This is a genomic window from Massilia sp. CT11-108, assembly GCF_047302915.1.
Taxonomy (GTDB): Bacteria; Pseudomonadota; Gammaproteobacteria; order Burkholderiales; family Burkholderiaceae_D; genus Telluria; species Telluria orientalis.
Window position 1 is genome coordinate 1 of record NZ_JBKYMO010000053.1, and the last position, 19,557, is coordinate 19,557.

14 protein-coding genes are annotated in these 19,557 nt (G+C 66.2%); 7 read left to right on the forward strand and 7 right to left on the reverse strand.

Features of this window, described 5'->3' with window-relative positions:
- Positions 1–1,386: ATP-binding protein (locus tag ACEN88_RS07325; protein WP_413338340.1), on the reverse strand; the 1,386-nt coding region annotated here is incomplete at its 3' end.
- 185 nt (positions 1,387–1,571) lie between these two features.
- Between ACEN88_RS07325 and ACEN88_RS07330 the strand changes: the two genes are divergently transcribed.
- From ACEN88_RS07330 to ACEN88_RS07360, 7 genes are all read left to right on the forward strand, one after another.
- Positions 1,572–2,831, forward strand: coding sequence for an MFS transporter (locus tag ACEN88_RS07330; protein ID WP_413338342.1), 1,260 nt, complete (start codon positions 1,572–1,574; stop codon positions 2,829–2,831).
- A gap of 28 nt (positions 2,832–2,859) precedes the next feature.
- Positions 2,860–4,224 (forward strand): NarK family nitrate/nitrite MFS transporter, encoded by a 1,365-nt coding sequence (locus tag ACEN88_RS07335; RefSeq protein ID WP_413338344.1) that lies wholly within the window; start codon positions 2,860–2,862, stop codon positions 4,222–4,224.
- 146 nt (positions 4,225–4,370) lie between these two features.
- Positions 4,371–8,180: a nitrate reductase subunit alpha gene (locus ACEN88_RS07340; RefSeq protein WP_413338346.1), complete on the forward strand. Its 3,810-nt coding sequence runs from the start codon at positions 4,371–4,373 to the stop codon at positions 8,178–8,180.
- A gap of 20 nt (positions 8,181–8,200) precedes the next feature.
- A complete protein-coding gene (narH, locus tag ACEN88_RS07345) occupies positions 8,201–9,757 on the forward strand; it encodes a nitrate reductase subunit beta (protein WP_413338348.1) in 1,557 nt (518 codons plus the stop codon).
- Position 9,758: 1 nt separating this feature from the next.
- Entirely contained in the window at positions 9,759–10,418 is a 660-nt protein-coding gene (gene narJ / locus ACEN88_RS07350) for a nitrate reductase molybdenum cofactor assembly chaperone (RefSeq protein WP_413338350.1), read from the forward strand.
- Positions 10,415–11,098 carry a respiratory nitrate reductase subunit gamma gene (gene narI / locus ACEN88_RS07355; protein WP_413338352.1) on the forward strand — a complete coding sequence of 228 codons (684 nt, stop codon included), beginning with the start codon at positions 10,415–10,417 and terminating at the stop codon, positions 11,096–11,098. The genes narJ and narI overlap by 4 nt, the downstream gene beginning before the upstream one ends.
- A gap of 9 nt (positions 11,099–11,107) precedes the next feature.
- Complete coding sequence (locus ACEN88_RS07360) at positions 11,108–11,854, forward strand: peptidylprolyl isomerase (protein ID WP_413338354.1); 747 nt, start codon at positions 11,108–11,110, stop codon at positions 11,852–11,854.
- Positions 11,855–11,857: 3 nt separating this feature from the next.
- Here the strand turns inward: ACEN88_RS07360 and ACEN88_RS07365 are convergent, their stop codons facing one another.
- The 6 genes from ACEN88_RS07365 to ACEN88_RS07390 form a co-directional block, all read right to left on the reverse strand.
- Positions 11,858–12,424: a nitroreductase family protein gene (locus tag ACEN88_RS07365; RefSeq protein ID WP_413338356.1), complete on the reverse strand. Its 567-nt coding sequence runs from the start codon at positions 12,422–12,424 to the stop codon at positions 11,858–11,860.
- A gap of 16 nt (positions 12,425–12,440) precedes the next feature.
- Positions 12,441–13,973 (reverse strand): diguanylate cyclase, encoded by a 1,533-nt coding sequence (locus tag ACEN88_RS07370; protein ID WP_413338358.1) that lies wholly within the window; start codon positions 13,971–13,973, stop codon positions 12,441–12,443.
- A gap of 185 nt (positions 13,974–14,158) precedes the next feature.
- The gene (locus ACEN88_RS07375; RefSeq protein WP_413338360.1) at positions 14,159–16,390 is read right to left on the reverse strand and encodes a glycoside hydrolase family 3 N-terminal domain-containing protein; all 2,232 of its coding nucleotides are present in this window, start codon (positions 16,388–16,390) and stop codon (positions 14,159–14,161) included.
- Positions 16,391–16,460: 70 nt separating this feature from the next.
- Positions 16,461–17,849 carry a DUF3943 domain-containing protein gene (locus tag ACEN88_RS07380; protein WP_413338362.1) on the reverse strand — a complete coding sequence of 463 codons (1,389 nt, stop codon included), beginning with the start codon at positions 17,847–17,849 and terminating at the stop codon, positions 16,461–16,463.
- A 104-nt stretch (positions 17,850–17,953) separates the two neighbouring features.
- Positions 17,954–19,048 carry a hypothetical protein gene (locus ACEN88_RS07385; RefSeq protein ID WP_413338364.1) on the reverse strand — a complete coding sequence of 365 codons (1,095 nt, stop codon included), beginning with the start codon at positions 19,046–19,048 and terminating at the stop codon, positions 17,954–17,956.
- 12 nt (positions 19,049–19,060) lie between these two features.
- Positions 19,061–19,471, reverse strand: coding sequence for a hypothetical protein (locus ACEN88_RS07390; protein ID WP_413338366.1), 411 nt, complete (start codon positions 19,469–19,471; stop codon positions 19,061–19,063).
- Positions 19,472–19,557: the final 86 nt, after the last annotated feature.

Genomic DNA, 19,557 nt, shown 5'->3' on the forward strand with positions numbered 1-19,557 from the left:
GTGCTTGCGCAGCTCGGCCGCGAGGCGCGCGCCGTCCATGTCGGGCATCTGCATGTCCAGCACGGCGACGTCGAACGGGTGGCCGTCGCGCACGAGGTCCAGCGCTTCGACCGCCGATGCCGCCGCCAGCGGCGACATGCCCCACAACAGCGCCTGCTTCATCAGGATACGGCGGTTGGTCGCGTTGTCGTCCACGATCAGGATGCGGCGTCCGCGCACCGTGGCCGCGCGGTCGCGCAGCACGTGTTCGGCCAGCTGGTCGTCGAACGCGTCGGCGACGATGGCCGCGCTGAACGTCGAGCCGCGTCCCGGTTCGCTGTCCACCGTGAGCCCGCCGCCCATCATCTCCGCGAGGCGCCGGCTGATCGTCAGGCCCAGGCCCGTGCCGCCGTATTTGCGCGTGGTCGAGGCATCGACCTGGGTGAACGAGTGGAAGATGTCGCCGAGGCGGTGCGGCGGAATGCCGATGCCCGTGTCGCGCACGGCGAACACGAGGCGGTAGCCGCCCTCCTCGCGCGGCTCGCCCGACACGCTGACGACGACCTCGCCGTGGTGCGTGAACTTGATCGCGTTCGACAGCAGGTTCACGAGGATCTGGCGCAGGCGCGTGGCGTCCGCAAGGATCGTCGCGGGCACGCCCGGTTCGATCATGTACGCGAGGTCCAGGTTCTTGTCGCTGGCGCTGGGCGCGAGCAGGTCGAGCGCTTCCTCGACGCAGCGGCGCACTTCGAACGCGTGGCGCTCGAGGTCGAGGCGCCCCACTTCCAGCTTCGAATAATCGAGCAGGTCGTTGATGATGGCCAGCAGCGCCTCGCTGCTGGAACGGATCGTCTCCGTGTAGTCGCGCTGTTCGTCGTCGATGTCCGTGTGCAGCAGGAGGCTCGTCATGCCGATGACGGCGTTCAGCGGCGTGCGGATCTCGTGGCTCATATTGGCCAGGAACATGCTCTTGGCCTGCATCGCCGCTTCGGCGCTGTCGCGCGCCAATTCCAGTTCGCGCTCGTAGGCCTTGCGCTCCGAAATGTCCTGCAGGATCGCCGTGAGGATCACGCGCCCGCCCGCCGCCGATTTCGAGATCGTCGCCTCGGCCGGGAATTCGCTGCCGTCCTTGCGCACCGCGTGGATGGTGCCCCGCTCGCCCATGCGCCGGGCCGTGCGCTCCCCGTGCTGGAAGCCGGCCACCCGCTCCGCATGGCCGGGACGGAAGCGCGGCGGCATCAGCATCGCCAGGTCCTGGCCCGTCACCTCCGCGGCGGTCCAGCCGAACACCCGTTCCGCCCCCTTGTTGAACAGGATGATCTTCTGGCGCTCGTCCGTGCAGATCACGGCGTTTTCGGCGATGTCGATGATGTTGCTGAGCTGTTCGGGGCTGAGTGTGTGCGGCATGGGCGGTTCCGTGCGACTGGGGCGCGATAGGGGCAATAAGCGCCATCGTACACGGACCTACACCTTTATGACTAGGCCGCCTAGCTCCATTGCGCTGCCGCGCACACCCCTCCGGCCAATGGTTGGGCTGGGCCCCGCCACGTACGCTTCCGGCATCACCACATGCTTTTATCGGGAGAACAAGAATGAGCACCGACAGACGGCCCCTCGCGGTCCTGGTCAGCAGTACCTTCGCATTCACGATCTGCTTCGCGATCTGGATGATGTTCGCGGTGCTGGGCATCCCCATCAAGACGAAACTCGGCCTGAACGAAACGGAATTCGGCCTGCTCGTCGCCACGCCCGTGCTGAGCGGCGCCCTCGTGCGCGTCCCCCTCGGCATCTGGACCGACCGCTACGGCGGCCGCATCGTGTTCTTCACGCTGATGCTGGCCTGCGCGCTGCCGATCTGGATGATCAGCCATGCCACCGCCTACTGGCACTTCCTCGTGCTGGGGCTCTTCGTCGGCCTGGCCGGCGGCTCGTTCTCGGTCGGCACGCCGTACGTGGCGCGCTGGTTCGGCAAGGAGCGCCGCGGCCTCGCGATGGGCGTGTTCGGCGCCGGCAACTCCGGTTCCGCGCTGACCAAGTTCGTGGCGCCCGCCATCATCGCCGCCCTCGGCTGGCAGGCGCTGCCCAAGGTGTACGCCGCCGCGATGGTCGCCACCGCCCTGCTGTTCTGGTTCGGCACCTATTCCGACCCGTCGCACAAATCCGCGTCCGGCGAGAGCTTCGCCGCGCAGATGCGCGTGCTGAAGGATCCGCGCGTGTGGCGCTACTGCCAGTACTACTCCGTCGTATTCGGCGGCTACGTGGCGCTGGCGCTGTGGATGACCAAATACTACGTGGGCGAATACGGCTTCGGCCTCAAGGAAGCCGCCCTGCTGGCCGCGTGCTTCTCGCTGCCGGGCGGGGTGCTGCGCGCGCTGGGCGGCTGGATCTCCGACAAGTTCGGCGCCTACAAGGTGACCTGGTACGTGATGTGGGTGTGCTGGGTGTGCTTCTTCATCCTGTCGTATCCGCAGACCACGATGAGCGTCAAGACGGTTTCCGGCGGGATGGACCTGCACATCGGCCTCGGCCCCGTGATCTTCACCCTGCTGCTGTTCGTCGTCGGCGTGGCGATGGCCATCGGCAAAGCGTCCGTGTTCCGCTTCATCGCCGACGATTTCAGCGACAACATCGGCGCCGTCTCGGGCGTCGTCGGCCTGGCCGGCGGCCTCGGTGGCTTCATCCTGCCGATCATGTTCGGCGCCATCGTCGACCTCACCGGCATCCGCTCCAGCTCCTTCATGCTGCTGTACGGGACCGTGTGCGTGTCGCTCGTCTGGATGCATTTCTCGTTCAAACCGCAAACCAAAGCCCCTGTCGCCGCGCCGGTCACGCCGCTGCGCAAGGCTGCCTGATTCACTTATTAAATCACAGGAGAACATCGTGAGTCGTTACCTCATCTCGACCTGGGAACCCGAGGTTCCCGCCTTCTGGCACAGCCGCGGCAAGCCCACGGCCAGCCGCAACCTCTGGATCTCGATCCCCGCGCTGATGCTGGCGTTCGCGATCTGGATGGTGTGGAGCGTCGTCGTCGTCAACCTGCCGGCCATCGGCTTCAAGTACAGCACCAACCAGCTGTTCTGGCTCGCCGCCGTGCCGGGCCTCTCGGGCGCCACCTTGCGCATCTTTTATTCGTTCATGGTGCCGATCTTCGGCGGCCGCAAATGGACCGCCATCTCCACCGCGTCGCTGCTGATCCCCGCCCTCGGCATCGGCTACGCCGTGCAGGACCCGAACACCAGCTACCCGACCATGCTCGTGCTGTCGCTGCTGTGCGGCTTCGGCGGCGGCAACTTCGCGTCGTCCATGGCCAACATCAGCTTCTTCTACCCGAAAGCGCAGAAGGGCTACGCCCTCGGCATGAACGCGGGCCTCGGCAACCTCGGCGTCTCCGCCGTGCAGTTCGTCGTCCCGCTCGTGATCACGTTCGCCCTGTTCGGCGGCGAAGCGCAAACGTGGACCAAGGCCGCGGCCACCAAGCAGATGTGGCTGCAGAACGCGGGCTTCGTGTGGGTGCCGTTCATCATCGTCAGCACGCTGGCCGCCTGGTTCGGCATGAACGACCTCGCGTCGGCCAAGGCGTCGTTCGCCGAACAGGCCGTGATCTTCAAGCGCAAGCACAACTGGCTCATGTGCTGGCTGTATGTGGGCACCTTCGGTTCGTTCATCGGCTATTCGGCCGCCTTCCCGCTGCTGACCAGCACCCTGTTCCCGCAAGTGAACCCGCTGCAGTACGCGTTCGTCGGTCCCCTCGTCAGCGCCCTGGCCCGCGTGGCCGGCGGCTTCATCGCCGACAAGCTGGGCGGCGCCCGCGTCACCGTGTGGACGTTCGTCTGCATGATCCTGGCAGTGCTGGGCGTGCTGCACTTCCTGCACGCAGGGAGCTTCGCGGGTTTCTTCGGCATGTTCCTCGTGCTGTTCGCCTGCACCGGCGTCGGTAACGCATCGACCTTCCGCATGATCCCCGTGATCTTCCTGACCCTGCACCAGCGCGCCGCCAGGGGCCAGTCGGAAGGCGCACAAGCGCAAGCCGTCGCCAGCGCCAACAAGGAAGCGGCCGCCGTTCTCGGCTTCACCTCGGCCATCGCCGCCTACGGCGCCTTCTTCATCCCGAAGAGCTACGGCACCTCGATCGCCCTGACGGGCAGCGCCGACGCCGCGCTGTGGTGCTTCATCGGCTTCTACGTCACCTGCATCGCCGTCACCTGGTGGTTCTATGCCCGCAAGGGTGCCGAGATCACTTGCTAGTCATAAAGGAGTAGATCGCCTACTCCCTAATCCATGGCCGGACCGACTTCTTGCGAATACCGCACAGCCGGTCCGCTCCGTAGACTGAACACAGCTGCACAACATCGAATATCGAGAGCGCGCCCCGGCGCGCCGTTGGAGAAACCATGAGTCACTTTTTGGACCGCCTGAAGTTTTTCGGCAAACCGAGCGAGACGTTTTCGAATGGCCACGGGGCCGTCGTCAACGAAGACCGCACCTGGGAAAAGGCCTACCGCCAGCGCTGGCAGCACGACAAGATCGTGCGCTCGACGCATGGCGTGAACTGCACGGGCTCGTGCAGCTGGAAGGTCTACGTCAAGAACGGCCTGATCACCTGGGAGACCCAGCAGACCGACTACCCGCGCACCCGCCCGGACCTGCCGAACCATGAACCCCGCGGTTGCCCGCGCGGCGCCAGCTACTCGTGGTACGTCTACTCGGCGCAGCGCGTCAAGCACCCGATGGTGCGCGGCCGCCTGATGCAGTTGTGGCGCGAAGCGCGCGCCACCCGCGATCCGGTCGCGGCCTGGGACTACATCACCAACGATCCGCAGAAGGCCGCCAGCTATAAAACAGTACGCGGCCAGGGCGGCTTCGTGCGCGCCAAGTGGGACGAGGTCAACGAGATCATCGCCGCCGCCAACGCCTACACCATCGGCAAATACGGCCCGGACCGCATCATCGGCTTCTCGCCGATCCCCGCCATGTCGATGGTCAGCTATGCCGCCGGCACCCGCTACCTGAGCCTCATCGGCGGCGTCGCCATGAGCTTCTACGACTGGTATTGCGACCTGCCGCCTTCGAGCCCGCAGGTGTGGGGCGAGCAGACCGACGTGCCGGAATCGGCCGACTGGTACAACTCCACGTACCTGATGGTATGGGGTTCGAACGTTCCGATGACCCGCACGCCGGACGCCCACTTCTACACCGAAGTGCGCTACAAGGGCACGAAGACCGTCGCCGTATCGTCCGACTTCGGCGAGATGGCCAAGTTCGGCGACATCTGGCTCGCGCCCAAGCAGGGCACCGACGCCGCACTGGCCATGGCCATGGGCCACGTGATCCTGAAGGAATTCCACGCCACCGGCAAATCCGCCTACTTCCGCGACTACGCCAAGCAGTACACCGATTTCCCGATGCTCGTCATGCTGAAGGAGCGCGACGGCACGCTGGTCCCCGACTACTTCCTGCGCGCCTCGCACCTCGCGAACAACCTGGACGAATCGAACAACCCGGAATGGAAGACCCTCGTCATCGACCAGGCGACCGGCAAGATCGTCGCGCCGAGCGGCTCGATCGGCTTCCGCTGGGGCGAGTCGGGCAAGTGGAACCTCGAACAGAAGGAAGGCGCGACCCGCAATCCGATCGATCCGCAGCTGTCGCTGCTGGACGACCATGACCGTATCGTCCCGGTGGGTTTCCCCTACTTCGGCGGCAAGGACGCGGAGGACCTCCTGCTACGCAACGTCCCCGTGAAGTCGATCACGCTGGCCGACGGCACCACCGCGCTCGTCACCACCGTGTACGACCTGTCGATGGCGAACTACGGCGTCGACCGCGGGATCTGCCCGAACGCGGCGAAGAGCTACGACGACGACGTCCCGTACACGCCCGCATGGCAGGTGAAGCACACTGGCGTGAAGGCCGCGGATGTCGTGACCGTGGCGCGCGAATTCGCCGACAACGCCGACCGCACCCGCGGCAAGTCGATGGTGATCGTCGGCGCGGCGCTGAACCACTGGTACCACATGGACATGACGTACCGCGGCATCATCAACATCCTCATGATGTGCGGCTGCGTGGGCCAGAGCGGCGGCGGCTGGGCGCACTACGTGGGCCAGGAAAAGCTGCGCCCGCAGACCGGCTGGACCCCGCTCGCCTTCGCGCTGGACTGGAACCGCCCGATGCGCCAGATGAACGGCACGTCGTTCTTCTATGCCCACACGAGCCAGTGGCGCCACGAAAAGCTGCACACGTCCGAGATCCTGTGCCCGACGGCGGACGGCAAGCTGGAAGAGATGGCGCTGATCGACTTCAACGCCAAGGCCGAGCGCATGGGCTGGCTGCCGTCGGCCCCGCAGCTGGAGACGAATCCGCTGGACGTCGTGCGCGCCGCCGAAGCGGCGGGCCAGGACCCGGCGAAGTACGCGGTCGAGCAGATCAAGGCCGGCAAGCTGAATTTCTCGTGCGACGATCCGGACAATCCCGCGAACTTCCCGCGCAATATGTTCGTGTGGCGTTCCAACATCCTGGGCAGCTCGGGCAAGGGCCACGAGTACTTCCTGAAATACCTGCTGGGCACCCAGAACGCGCTGATGAGCGACGAAGACGCCTGCGTCAAGCCGCGCGACGTGAAGGTGCGCCCGGCCGCCGAGGGCAAGCTGGACCTGCTCGTGGTGCTGGACTTCCGCATGTCGACGACGTGCCTGTACGGCGACATCGTGCTGCCGACGGCGACCTGGTACGAAAAGGACGACCTGAACACGTCGGACATGCACCCGTTCATCCACCCGCTGTCCGAAGCCGTGCAGCCGCTGTGGGAAGCGAAGTCGGACTGGGAAATCTACAAGGGCATCGCGGCCAAGCTGTCGGAGATCGGCGGCGCCCACCTGGGCACGCGCAAGGACCTGATCCTCACGCCGCTGCTGCACGACACCCCGGGCGAACTCGGCCAGCCGTTCGATCCGAAGGACTGGCGCCTCGGCGAGTGCGAGCCGGTCCCGGGCAAGACGATGCCGTCGATGACGGTCGTGGAACGCAACTACCGCGACATCCATAAGAAGTTCACGTCGATCGGCCCCCTGCTGGAAAAAGTGGGCAACGGCGGCAAGGGCATCGACTGGAAGACGGCCCATGAAGTGGACGTCCTGCGCGGCATCAACCGCACCGTGCTGGAAGAAGGCGTGTCGAAAGGCCAGCCGCGCCTGGACACGGCGATCGACGCCGCCGAGATGATCCTCACGCTGGCGCCGGAAACGAACGGCCACGTGGCGGTGAAAGCGTGGGAAGCGCTGTCGAAGATCACGGGCCGCGACCACACGCATTTGGCGATCCCGCGCGAGCATGACAGCATCCGCTTCCGCGACGTGCAGGCGCAGCCGAGGAAGATCATCTCGTCGCCGACGTGGTCGGGCCTGGAAAGCGAGGAAGTCAGCTACAACGCCGGCTACACGAACGTCCATGAACTGATCCCCTGGCGCACGCTGACGGGCCGCCAGCAGTTCTACCAGGACCACGTCTGGATGCGCGACTTCGGCGAGGGACTGTGCGTGTACAAGGCCGCGATCAACACCAAGACCACGGAAGCGATCATGAACCGCCGTCCGAACGGGAACAAGGAACTGGCGCTGAACTGGATCACGCCGCACCAGAAATGGGGCATCCACTCGACCTACTCCGACAACCTGCGCATGCTCACGCTGTCGCGCGGCGGCCCGCACGTGTGGCTGTCCGAGATCGATGCGAAAGCGGCGGGTATCGTGGACAACGACTGGATCGAGGTGTTCAACGTGAACGGCACCCTGACGGCCCGCGCCGTCGTGAGCCAGCGCGTCCCCGAAGGCATGACGCTCATGTACCACGCCCAGGAAAAGATCGTGAACGTGCCCGGTGCGGAAATGTCGAAGAAGCGCGGCGGCATCCACAACTCGGTGACGCGCACGGTGACCAAGCCGACCCACATGATCGGCGGCTACGCCCAGCTGTCGTATGGCTTCAACTACTACGGCACGGTAGGCTCCAACCGCGACGAATTCGTGGTGGTCCGCAAGATGCGCGACGTGAACTGGATGGAAGGCGCCCGCGACGAATCGCGTCCGAACGGCGACCAGCAGGCCACCCGCCCCGCCCCGGCACGGCCGGCAGGAACGCCGAAGCACGAGACGGAAGACCGCGAACCCGCGCTGGCACGCGCCGCCAGCCCGAAGGGTGCTTGAACAGATAACGAGGTAAAGACATGAAAATCAGAGCACAAATCGGCATGGTGCTGAACCTGGACAAATGCATCGGCTGCCACACCTGCTCGGTGACCTGCAAGAACGTCTGGACGAGCCGCGACGGCGTGGAATACGCCTGGTTCAACAACGTCGAGACGAAGCCCGGCATCGGCTACCCGAAGGAATGGGAAAACCAGGACAAGTGGAACGGCGGCTGGAGACGCAAGGCGGACGGCAGGATCGAACCGCGCCAGGGCAGCCGCCTGAAGATCCTCGCGAACATCTTCGCCAACCCGAACCTGCCGCAGATCGACGAGTATTACGAGCCGTTCACGTACGACTACGAGCGCCTGCAGAACGCGCCGCTGTCCGAGACACCGCCGACCGCCCGTCCGATCTCCGTCCTGACCGGCAAGAAGATGGACAAGATCGAATGGGGGCCGAACTGGGAAGATGACCTGGGCGGCGAATTCGCCAAGCGCAGCAAGGACAAGCTGTTCGACAACGTGCAGAAGGAGATGTACTCGACCTTCGAGAACACCTTCATGATGTACCTGCCGCGCCTGTGCGAGCACTGCCTGAACCCGACCTGCGTGGCATCGTGCCCGTCCGGCTCCGTGTACAAGCGCGAGGACGACGGCATCGTGCTGATCGACCAGGACAAGTGCCGCGGCTGGCGCATGTGCATCTCGGGCTGCCCGTACAAGAAGATCTACTACAACTGGTCGTCCGGCAAGGCCGAGAAGTGCACGTTCTGCTACCCGCGCATCGAAGCCGGCCAGCCGACCGTGTGCTCGGAAACCTGCGTGGGCCGCATCCGCTACCTGGGCGTGCTGCTGTACGACGCCGACAAGATCGAAGCCGCGGCCTCCGTCGCCGACGAGCAGGACCTGTACGAAGCGCAGCTCGGCCTGTTCCTCGATCCGCACGATCCCGACGTGATCGCGGAAGCGCGCCGCCAGGGCATCCCGGACTCGTGGCTGGAATCCGCCAAGCGTTCGCCCGTCTACAAGATGGCCGTCGAGTGGAAGATCGCCTTCCCGCTGCACCCGGAATACCGGACGCTCCCGATGGTGTGGTACATCCCGCCGCTGTCGCCGATCCAGGCCGCGGCCGAAAGCGGCAAGATGGGCATGAACGGCATCCTGCCGGACACGAAGAGCCTGCGCATCCCCGTGCGCTACCTCGCCAACCTGCTCACCGCGGGCAAGGAAGCGCCGGTCGTGCACGCGCTGGACCGCATGCTGGCGATGCGTGCCTACATGCGTTCGAAGTCGGTCGACAAGGTCGAGAACCTCGACGTGCTGCGCCAGGTGGGCCTGTCGCAGGCGGTCGTGGAAGACATGTACCACATCATGGCCATCGCGAACTACGAAGACCGCTTCGTGATCCCGAGCAGCCACAAGGAGATGGCCGAGGACAGCTTCAACGAAAAAGGTTCGTGCGGCTTCTCGTTCGGTAACGGCTGCTCGGACGGCACCAGCGACGCCTCGCTGTTCGGCAAGAAGAAGCAGGGATCGACGATCTTCGTCTCGATGCCGAAATCGCGCAAGAACAAAGAAACGGAAGGAGCCTGACATGAACCACTACCGCATCCTGTCCGCGCTGCTGCTGTACCCGGAGGGCGACCTCGTCGCCGCCCTGCCCGAGCTGGAAGACGGCCTGCCGCTGCCAATGCGCGCCCGGGTGGCGCCGCTGCTGGCGCACCTGGCCGAAAACGACATGATCACGCTGCAGCAGGAATACGTGCAGACGTTCGACCGCACGCCGTCGCACTCGCTGCATTTGTTCGAGCACATCCACGGCGAATCGCGCGACCGCGGCCAGGCCATGGTCGACCTGATGGAAGAGTACAAGAAGCACGGCCTGGAAATGCAGGGCGACGAGCTGCCGGACTTCGTGCCGCTGTTCCTCGAGTTCCTGTCGCAGCTGGACGAAGAGGAAGCCGGCCGCCTGCTGGGCGACGCGGTCCACGTGCTGGCCTTCATCGGCCGCAAGCTGGCCGCGAACGGCAGCCCGTATGCCAGCGTGTTCGACGTGCTGGAAGGCTTGTCCCCGGTCGCGGCGGAAGAACTGTCCGAGCCGCCGATCAAGGACATGGACGAGGCGCTGGAAACCTTCGGCCCCGGCGCGGACGGCGTCGAGCCCCTGCTCAAGCCGCAAGCGTCCGGCCCGCAACCGATCAATTTTTACCCGCCCGGCACGCGTCCTGCCGTGCATCAGGAGGAGGTAGCATGAACTATATAAATCAATTCCTGTTCGGGATCTACCCGTACATCGCCCTGGCGATCTTCCTGCTCGGGAGCCTGATCCGCTTCGACCGCGAGCAATACACGTGGCGTTCCGAATCCACGCAAGTGCTGCACAAGGGCCAGCTGCGCCTGGGCAGCATCCTGTTCCACATCGGGATCATCGGCCTGCTGGGCGGCCACGCCGTCGGCCTGCTGACACCCGTGTGGGTGTGGGATACGCTCGGCGTCACGCACGGCGCCAAGCAGCTGTTCGCGATGGCCGCAGGCGGCGTGATGGGTACCCTGTGCCTGGTCGGCATCCTGCTGCTGCTCGCCCGCCGCCTCGGCAACGAGCGCCTGCGCGCCGCCACCACGTTCAAGGACAAGATCGTGCTGCTGTGGATCCTCGGCACCCTGCTCCTCGGCCTGTCGTCGATTGGAGTCTCCGCCGGCCACCTGGACGGCCACATGATGGTCCTGTTGATGACCTGGGCCCAGCACATCGTGACGTTCCGCGGCGACGCCGCCGGTTTCATCCTTGATGCGCCGCTCGTGTTCAAGCTGCACCTGTTCATGGGGATGTCGCTGTTCGTCATCTTCCCGTTCACCCGCCTCGTCCACATCTGGAGCGGTTTCGGCGCGGTGACTTACCTGGGCCGTGCCTTCCAGCTGGTCCGTCCGCGCTAAGGAGTCATCATGGGTATCTCCGTCAACGGCGTCGAGATCGACGACCGCCAGATCGAACTGGAACTGCCGCACCACAAGGACGCCCCCAACCCGCTGAAGGTATCGGTGCACGAAGTCGTGCTGCGCACCGTGCTGCTGCAGGAAGCGGACCGCCTCGGGATTGCCGGCATGGACGACGACGCACGCGTCGAGGCGCTGCTGACGCAGGAGGTCAGCGTGCCGCAGGCCGACGAGGCGGCGTGCCGCACGTACTACCGGAACCATCCGGACCGGTTCACCCGCGGCGCGATGGTCGAAGCGCGCCACATCCTGTTCCAGGTGACGCCGACCGTGCCGCTGGACCTCGTGCGCGAAACGGCGGAGGACATCCTGGCGGCGCTGCGGGCCGCGCCGGACCGCTTCGGCGAACTGGCGGCGCAGTATTCGAACTGCCCGTCCGGCGCCGTGGGCGGCAGCCTCGGCCAGCTGAGCCGCGGCGACTGCGTGCCGGAATTCGACGACGTGCTGTTCCGCCTCGGGGAAAACGAGTTGGCCGCGCGCCCCATCGAGACGCGCTTCGGCCTGCACATCGTCCAGGTGCTGCGCCGCATCGACGGCTCGCTGCTGCCGTTCGAGACGGTAAAATCGCAGATCGCAGCAATGCTCGCGACGGCCGCGCTGCAGCGGGGCATCCACCAGTATCTGCAGATCCTCGTGGGCCGCGCGCGCATCGAGGGCATCACGCTGGAAGGGAGCGCGACGCCGCTCGTGCAATAACGCCTACAAGGTTTTGAAGAACTGCCCCGGCTGCGGACGCACCCGGGGCGTTTTTTTGGGCTCGCCCGTGCCGATGCCGATGAAGCAGACCGCGCGCTCGTGCGCGTCGAGCGCCAGCAGGCGGCGCATGGCGGGCATGTCGAGCGCCCCGCCGCTCGCGAGACCGCTGGCAAAGCCCAGCGCCCGCGCCGCGAGCAGCACGTTCTGCAGCGCGCAGCCCAGGGAGACCAGTTTTTCCTCGACCGGGATGGCGGTGCCGGGCGCGTCGACGAGGACCGCCACGAGCAGGCACGGTGCGTGGAAGGCTTTCGCGCGCGCGGACGCCCGCGCTGTATCGTCGGCCGTGGGATTGCGCTGCGCAAGCGCCTCCTCGAACACGGCGCCGAGATCGGCGCGCCGCTCCGGCGGGATCAGCACGAAGCGCCAGGGCAGCAGGCAGCCGTGATCGGGTGCCTGCGCGGCCGCGTCCATCATCCGCGCGAGCGCGGCATCGTCCGGACCCGGCGCCTGCAGGCGGCGCAGGGCCACATGGCGGCGCGCCGCCAGCGTATTCCACAAATCCGAGTTCATGGAGCCCATTATAGGGTCAGGTCGCGGTACGGTTGCGCCCTGCTTCCTTCGCCCGGTACAGGGCCGCGTCCGCGTGCGCGCCGAACGCGCGATCGGGGTCGTCCGCCTGCTCCGGCACGGCGGCGTACGCGCCGATGCTGACGGTGACGAGGCCCAGCGGCGATGCCTCGTGGCGCAGCGCGTGGGCTGCCACGCTGGCATGGATTTTTTCGGCGACTTCGCGCGCCCCGGCCAGGTCGGTTTCGGGCAGCAGCACGACGAACTCTTCCCCGCCATAGCGCGCGGCCAGGTCGCCGCTGCGCCGCAGGCCGCGCAGCATCGCCTGCGCGACGGCCTTGAGGCATTCGTCGCCCGCCAGGTGGCCGTAGCGGTCGTTGTAGCGCTTGAAGTGGTCGACGTCGATCATCAGCACCGCGAGCGACGCCCGGTTGCGGAACGCGCGCCGGTGCTCGCGCTCCCAGGCCTGCTCGTAGTAGCGCCGGTTGAACAGCTCCGTCAGGCCGTCGACATAGGCCATCGCCGACAGCGACGCATTCGCCGTCTCGAGCAGCGCCTTCGTCGTCAGCAAGTCGCGCTGCAGCTGGTCGCGCAGCCCGATCTGGCGCACGGCGCGCCGCCCGAGCAGCAGCAGGCCGGCGATCAGCACGAACAGCGCCAGGTACGACAGGATCGCGCTGTGCAGCCAGGGCCGCAGCGCCACGTCCTTCGAACGCAGCACCGTGATCCGGGCCGGATAATCGCCGACGCGCGACTCGGTATGGATGAACGTCTCGCCGTCGATGTCGGCGTCGCGTCCGCGCAGACGGAAGACGGGGGCCTTGCGCGTGTCACGTCCGATACTGGCCGTGTCGAACGGCACGCGCAGCAACAGGGTGCCATCGTCCAGCGTCATCAGGATGCGGCCGTCGCTGCCGATGTCGAGGCCTTCATAGACCTTGCGGAAGAAGTCGATCTTGAACGTCGCCAGCGCCACGCCCGCGAAGCTGCCGTCGGGATGGTCGATGCGGCGCGACACGGGAATGATCCAGGCGCCGCTGGTGCGGCCGACGATCGGGCCGCCGACGTGCACGCCCTGCCCCGGGTGCTGCTTGTGGTACTGGAAGTAGGCGCGGTCGCTGTTGTTGCGGCCATCGAATCGCGTGCCGGCGGAATTCACGATCCAGCGGCCGTTCTCGTCGTAGATGAACAGGCCCTGCAGCGCCGGCATGTCCGCCATGTGCTTCATCATCAGCGCGCGCAGGCGCGCCATGTTCGCGGCCGACCATCCTTCCACTTCGACCTTGTCGACGAGCGACACGAGCACCGTGTCCGCCATCTTGAACGACGAATTCGCCTGGTTGGCGAGCGTGTGCGCGGTGTTGGATGCGGAGATGGACGCGCCGGACAATTCCAGCGCGCGCGAGTGATAGCCGCTCCACGCCATGACGGCGGCGGACGTGAGGCACGCCATGACGATCAGCGCGATCGTGACGACCTTCAGCGGCCGGCGGCCGGCGTCCAGCGCGTCGACACGATCCTGCGCCGCCTGTCCGGCTTGCGACTGCAACAACGCATTGGCTCCCTTGCGAAACAACACCCACCCCGACGATTCGACAAACAGGCGAGTGTATGCGATCGCCCGGGCGGCGGGTCGTCATACCATGCAATACCGGCAGCTTATGTATCCGCGCAACAACGAATGTGACCCGCCGTTACATTGTGCGCCGCTCCCGCGTCATTACAGGACCGGGACCGTCACGGCCCCGTCAGCTCGATGGCCTGGCGCAGCCGGATGTCGTCCGATGCGCTGCCGACCATCAGCTCGAACGTTCCCGGTTCCGCACCCCACGCCAGCTTGCGGTCGAAGAACGACAAGGTGTCGCGGTCGATCGTGAAGCTGACGGTGCGATGCTCGCCCGGTTTCAACACAATACGTTGAAAACCCTTCAGTTCCTTCACCGGCCGCACGACGGACGCCACGGGGTCGCGCAGGTACAGCTGCACGACCTCGGCGCCGGCCACGCGTCCGCTATTCGTCAGCGTGAACTGGAGGCTGATCTTCCCGTCCGGCGCCATCCGCGTGCTGGAGAGACGCAGGTCGCCGTACGCGAACGTCGTATAGCTCAGGCCATGCCCGAACGCGTAGCGCGGCGTGTTCGGCGAATCGATGTAGGCGGACCGGTAGACGCTGTTTCCGTTGTCCAGCACGGGGCGGCCCGTCTGGTATTGCTGGTAGCCGATCGGGATCTGCCCCATGTTGCGCGGGAAGGTCATCGGGAGTTTCGCCGACGGGTTCACCGCGCCGAACAGCACGTCCGCGATCGCATTACCGCCTTCGCTGCCCGGGTGCCACGCATACAGGATGGCGTTCGCCCCTTCCGCGACGTTCTCGAAGATCAGCGGGCGCCCGGCCATGATCACGACGACGGGCGTCTTGCCGATCGCCTTCAGCGCGTCGAACAGTTCCGCCTGGCGGCCCGGCAGGCCGATATCGGCGCGCGATTTCGCCTCGCCCGACATGTCCCAGCTTTCGCCGACGGCCAGCACGACGACGTCGGCCGCGCGCGCGACGTCGAGCGCAGCCGCGAAGCCGTCGGTGCCGCGGCAGGCGACGTCGCAGCCGGCCGCGTACGCGACGCGTGTGCCCGGTCCCGCGTGCGTGCGCACGGCGTCGACGAGGCTCGCCATCGTGGCCGCATTGGAATCCACGATCCAGCCGCCTTCGAGGTCGCGGCGGGCGTCGGCGAGCGGGCCGATCACGGCGATCGAGCGCGCGCCTTTGCGCAGCGGCAGCGCGCCGCCATCGTTCTTCAGCAGCACCATCGATTCCGCGGCGATCCGGCGCGCAGCCGCGCGATGGCGCGGATCCGCCAGCGCCGCCTTCTCGCGCGCGGGATCGGAAAAGCGGTATGGATCGTCGAACAGGCCCAGCTCGAACTTCTTCGTCAGCACGCGCCGCACGGCATCGTCGACGAGCGCCACATCTACCCGTCCGCTGCGCACGAGCTTCGCGAGCGACGACGCGTACGCACCGCTTTCCATGTCCATGTCGCTGCCCGCGGTGATGGCCTTCGCGGCCGCATCCGGCAAGTCGTTCGCATAGCCGTGGACGACCATCTCGCGCACCGAGCCCCAGTCGCTGACGACGAAGCCCTTGAAACCCCAGCGGCCATTGAGGATATCCCGCTGCAGCATCGCGTTGCCGGTGGCCGGGATCCCGTTCAGCGTGTTGAACGAGTTCATGAACGTGGCCACGCCCGCATCCGCCGCGGCCTTGAACGGCGGCAGATAGGTTTCGTACAGCTGGTGCTCGCTCATGTCGACGGCGTTGTAATCGCGGCCCGCGATCGCGGCGCCGTAGCCGGCGAAGTGCTTGGCGGTGGCCATCACGGATTCGAGCCCGCCCAGCTTCGTGCCCTGGAAGCCGCGCACGCGGGCCGCGGCGATGCGCGATCCGAGGTAGGGATCTTCGCCCGCGCCTTCCATCACCCTGCCCCAGCGCGGATCGCGGCCGATGTCGACCATCGGCGCGAACGTCCAGTGGACGCCGGCCGCGGAGGCTTCGCGCGCGGCGATGCGGGCCGATTCCTCGATCGCCTCGAGATCCCACGACGCCGCTTCACCCAGCGGCACGGGGAACACGGTGCGGTAGCCATGGATGACGTCGAGCCCGAACAGCAGCGGAATGTGCAGGCGCGACTGCAGCGCCAGCGCCTGCACCCGGCGCGTCTCGGCCGCGCCGCGGATGTTCAGCAAGGAGCCGATTTTGCCTTCGCGGATGTCGCGCTCGATGTCGCGCACTTTGTCGGAGCCCGGACCCGTGCTGAAGTCCTTGCCCGACAATTGGTTCAGCTGGCCGACCTTTTCGTCCAGCGTCATCTGCCGCAGCAGCGCTTCCACGCGCTGGCCCACATCGGCCTGCGCCGCGCCCGCGAGCGCCATCAGCGCACAGGCGATGACCGTGCGCGCAAAACGTTTTTTCTCCATGTCGTCTCCACCTGGGTTATCCGATGCAATATAACCTCAAGTAAAACGTTTTACAACGATGGGGAGCGCCCTACCATTCGACGGCGCCAAAGCCGCGAAACGGCTGCCAGGTGTAGTAAAGACCGATGGTATCGCGCCGCTGCTGCCGCTCCGGCACGTTGGCGAATGCGAACGTCCGGCGCGACGTGATGTACTTGAGCGAGACGGCGTGGCGACCGGTCAGACGGTATGTCAGCGTGGCGTCGCCCCGGAACACGCGGTCCGTGCCGCTGGTCTCGGGACTGGTCAGTTTACCGTTGAAGAATTCGCGCGCCGTCAGGTCGAGCGCGACCTTCTCGCCGCCAATCACGCGCAGCATCAGCATCGCCTGCGGTGCGAAGCCATAGTTGTACTGGCCGCTCGTGCTGGCGCGCACGGTCCCCGTCGATGTGTAGCCGACACCGGCCGACGCGTGCCCCTGCAGTGCGAGCCCGTCGGCCACCCACCACTGCGCATTGGTGCCCAGCGACAGGCCCGTGCTGGCCACGCGGAACAGCTGCGGGGCCAGGTAATCGTAGCTGCCGTAGAGGCCCGCGATGCCGCGCACGTTGCGGCCGGGCGCATACGGTGCTCCCCACAGCAGGCCGCGCGACGCGAGGCTTTCGATGCCCTGGATGTTCGACAGCCGCAGGCGGAACAGGAAGTAATCGAATGGCCGGCGGTACGTGTAGCCGGGCTTGCCGGGCAGGCCGTAATCGAGCGCGAAGTCGGCCGAGACCTCGTTGCGGTGCGGCGCCTGCGACGGCCCGACGTTCCGGTGCGAGACCCCACCCGCGCCCAGTTGCAGGCGCGCGTAGACGTCCGGGCTGTTGCTGGGCCAGATGCCGGATCCGCGGCCCGGGCGCACGTAGCGGTTGAAGCCGAGCGGCGGCGACACCGCGGCCGCGGCGGCCTCGCGCCAACGCGGCGACAGGCCATAGCCCTGCTCCAGCACGAGGTTCGCCATGCGATACAGGGATTCGCCCAGGAAGCTGCCGCCGAAGCTCGTGGTGATCTGGTCGTTGCGCGAGGGCGGCGTCGTCTCGCCCGCGATTTCCCACACGGCGCTGCCGGCGAACGCGAAGCCCAGCGATTCCCAGAACGACAGGCCGTTGCTGCGCGCGAGGCCGAAGTAGACGGAACCCTGGTACGGGTGGCCGAGCTGGTTGATCTCGAACGGATCGCGGTCGACGACCCAGCTGCTGCGCAGGTTGCGCCGGAACGAACCGACGCTGACGCCGTAGTCGTCCGGACGAACGAAGGCGTGATCCACGCGGTTCAGCAGGAGCTGGAAGGTGGCGATTTCCAGCGCCGCGGCACCATAGCTCTTGTATGGACGCGTATCGTCGCCATGTCCGGGTTCCGGCAGCGGATCGCCGTCCGCCTGGACGGCGCCGGCGGCCAGCGCCAGCAGGACCGCGCAGGCGCAGCGGCGCGGCATGAAGCGATTCCTCGATACCTTCATGTTCCTCTCGACAGCGAATGAGCATGGTTAATTTAAATATAACGAATGCTCACGATCGATGTCGCACGGAACCGGATGAGTCAGAACAGTACGTCCCAGGTCACGGTCACCATCTTCGCGTTCTTTGTGAAGTCGTACGCGCTCGAATCCTTCACCGAGTCCCACTGCACCTTCAGGTCCATGTTCTTGCGAAAGTCCCAGCGCACGCCGACGAAACGCGTGTTGTCGTTCTGCGTTTCCGTATAGGTCGCGGTCTGCTTTTCCTTGTACGAGGAAAAACCGGCCATCGGCATGAACTGGCCCATGCGGTAGCCAACCGTCGCCGTCCAGCTGGACGACTTGTAGTCCAGCGCGGGACGCATGAAGCGGTTGGCTTCCGCGCGCACCATCCAGTTGCCGTAGTCGATGCTGCCGGACAGGCCGATGATCCGCTGGCGCGTACCCCGCGCGAACGTCGGGTCTTCGCCCGGCGGATACATCGACAGGTCGATCGAGTTCTGCATGTAGATCAGGCGCGCGCCGAACACCTCGTTGGACACGTCGAGGTAGCCGCCCAGGATGTGCTTCCAGTTGTCGTCGACGCGGTAGCCGTAATAGATCTTGCGCTGTTCGGTGTTGTTCTCCGTGGTCTCCTGGCCGGCGAAGACGGTGCCGGTGACGGCCCAGTCGCCAAAGCTGCGCGAATGGCGCACGTTCACGCCGTTGTAGGCGCCGACTTCCCAGCCGTAGATATCCTGCGGCACGCGCGCCCACGGCAGCGTGTAGCCGATGTAGACGCTGTCGGAATACGCGTAGATCGGCAGCCGGCGGCGGCCCACTTGCACCGTCGTATCGGGCGCCACGTCGTACGAGAGATAGGCCCAGTCGACTTCCGGCTTGCCGTGTTCCGAAGCGCGCGCCACCGCCTGGACGGTGCCGGACAGCTTGCCGGTGAACCGGTACGTGGCCTGCAGGCCGACGAGCGATTCGCGCGCGAGGCTCCATTCGTTGCCGTGGTAGACGGCGCCGTGCTCGTAATTGCCGATGAAGCAGGGACACGGCTGTCCCATGAACTCCCCGTCGGAACCGCCATAGGCCTTGCCCGCGGTGACGGTGGCGAACCCCGAAATACTCAAGTCGCTGGCCTGTGCCATGCCGGCGCTGGACAACAGCGCGGCGATCATCAGTTTCTTCATGCTTTTTATCGGTTAGTTGGCGGTGGCGATGACCTTGACGGTGGCGTCAACGTCCTTCCTGTCGATGTAGCCGACGGCGTTCGGATCGGCCGCGACGGCCTTGCGCATGGCCGCGCCCGAGTCCACCTCGGCCGGCGGCGTGCCGGTGCCCGTGAAAATCAGCTTGCCCCACATGGCCTGGACCTGGACCGGGTCCTTCTTGCAGGCCTTGGCGAAGAACTCGTCGCGCAACGGGTTCTTTTCCGTGAGGTTGATCGGGGTCGGCGACTTGATCTTGCCGAGGAACGCCTGGCATACCTGCGTCACGGGCGGCGCCAGCGACGAGTGGGCGGACACGATGATGCTGATCTCGGCGTGCGCGGGCGCCACGGCGCACGCCGCGAACGCCACGGCGGATGCCGCAGCGGAAAGGACTCTCTTCATGATGATGGTGTGGTGTTGAAAAGGATGCGGGTCAGGCGCGTCACCGACATCATGGCCGCGATCGCCGAAGCGAGCAAGGCGCAGAC

Excerpts from the sequence above, each read along its gene's own strand:
- ACEN88_RS07330 (WP_413338342.1), top strand. The coding sequence starts at position 1,572 with ATGAGCACCGACAGACGGCCCCTCGCGGTCCTGGTCAGCAGTACCTTC.
- ACEN88_RS07340 (WP_413338346.1), top strand. The coding sequence starts at position 4,371 with ATGAGTCACTTTTTGGACCGCCTGAAGTTTTTCGGCAAACCGAGCGAG.
- narH (WP_413338348.1), top strand. The coding sequence starts at position 8,201 with ATGAAAATCAGAGCACAAATCGGCATGGTGCTGAACCTGGACAAATGC.
- narJ (WP_413338350.1), top strand. The coding sequence starts at position 9,759 with ATGAACCACTACCGCATCCTGTCCGCGCTGCTGCTGTACCCGGAGGGC.
- narI (WP_413338352.1), top strand. The coding sequence starts at position 10,415 with ATGAACTATATAAATCAATTCCTGTTCGGGATCTACCCGTACATCGCC.
- ACEN88_RS07360 (WP_413338354.1), top strand. The coding sequence starts at position 11,108 with ATGGGTATCTCCGTCAACGGCGTCGAGATCGACGACCGCCAGATCGAA.
- ACEN88_RS07365 (WP_413338356.1), bottom strand. The coding sequence starts at position 12,424 with ATGAACTCGGATTTGTGGAATACGCTGGCGGCGCGCCGCCATGTGGCC.
- ACEN88_RS07375 (WP_413338360.1), bottom strand. The coding sequence starts at position 16,390 with ATGGAGAAAAAACGTTTTGCGCGCACGGTCATCGCCTGTGCGCTGATG.
- ACEN88_RS07380 (WP_413338362.1), bottom strand. The coding sequence starts at position 17,849 with ATGCCGCGCCGCTGCGCCTGCGCGGTCCTGCTGGCGCTGGCCGCCGGC.
- ACEN88_RS07385 (WP_413338364.1), bottom strand. The coding sequence starts at position 19,048 with ATGAAGAAACTGATGATCGCCGCGCTGTTGTCCAGCGCCGGCATGGCA.
- ACEN88_RS07390 (WP_413338366.1), bottom strand. The coding sequence starts at position 19,471 with ATGAAGAGAGTCCTTTCCGCTGCGGCATCCGCCGTGGCGTTCGCGGCG.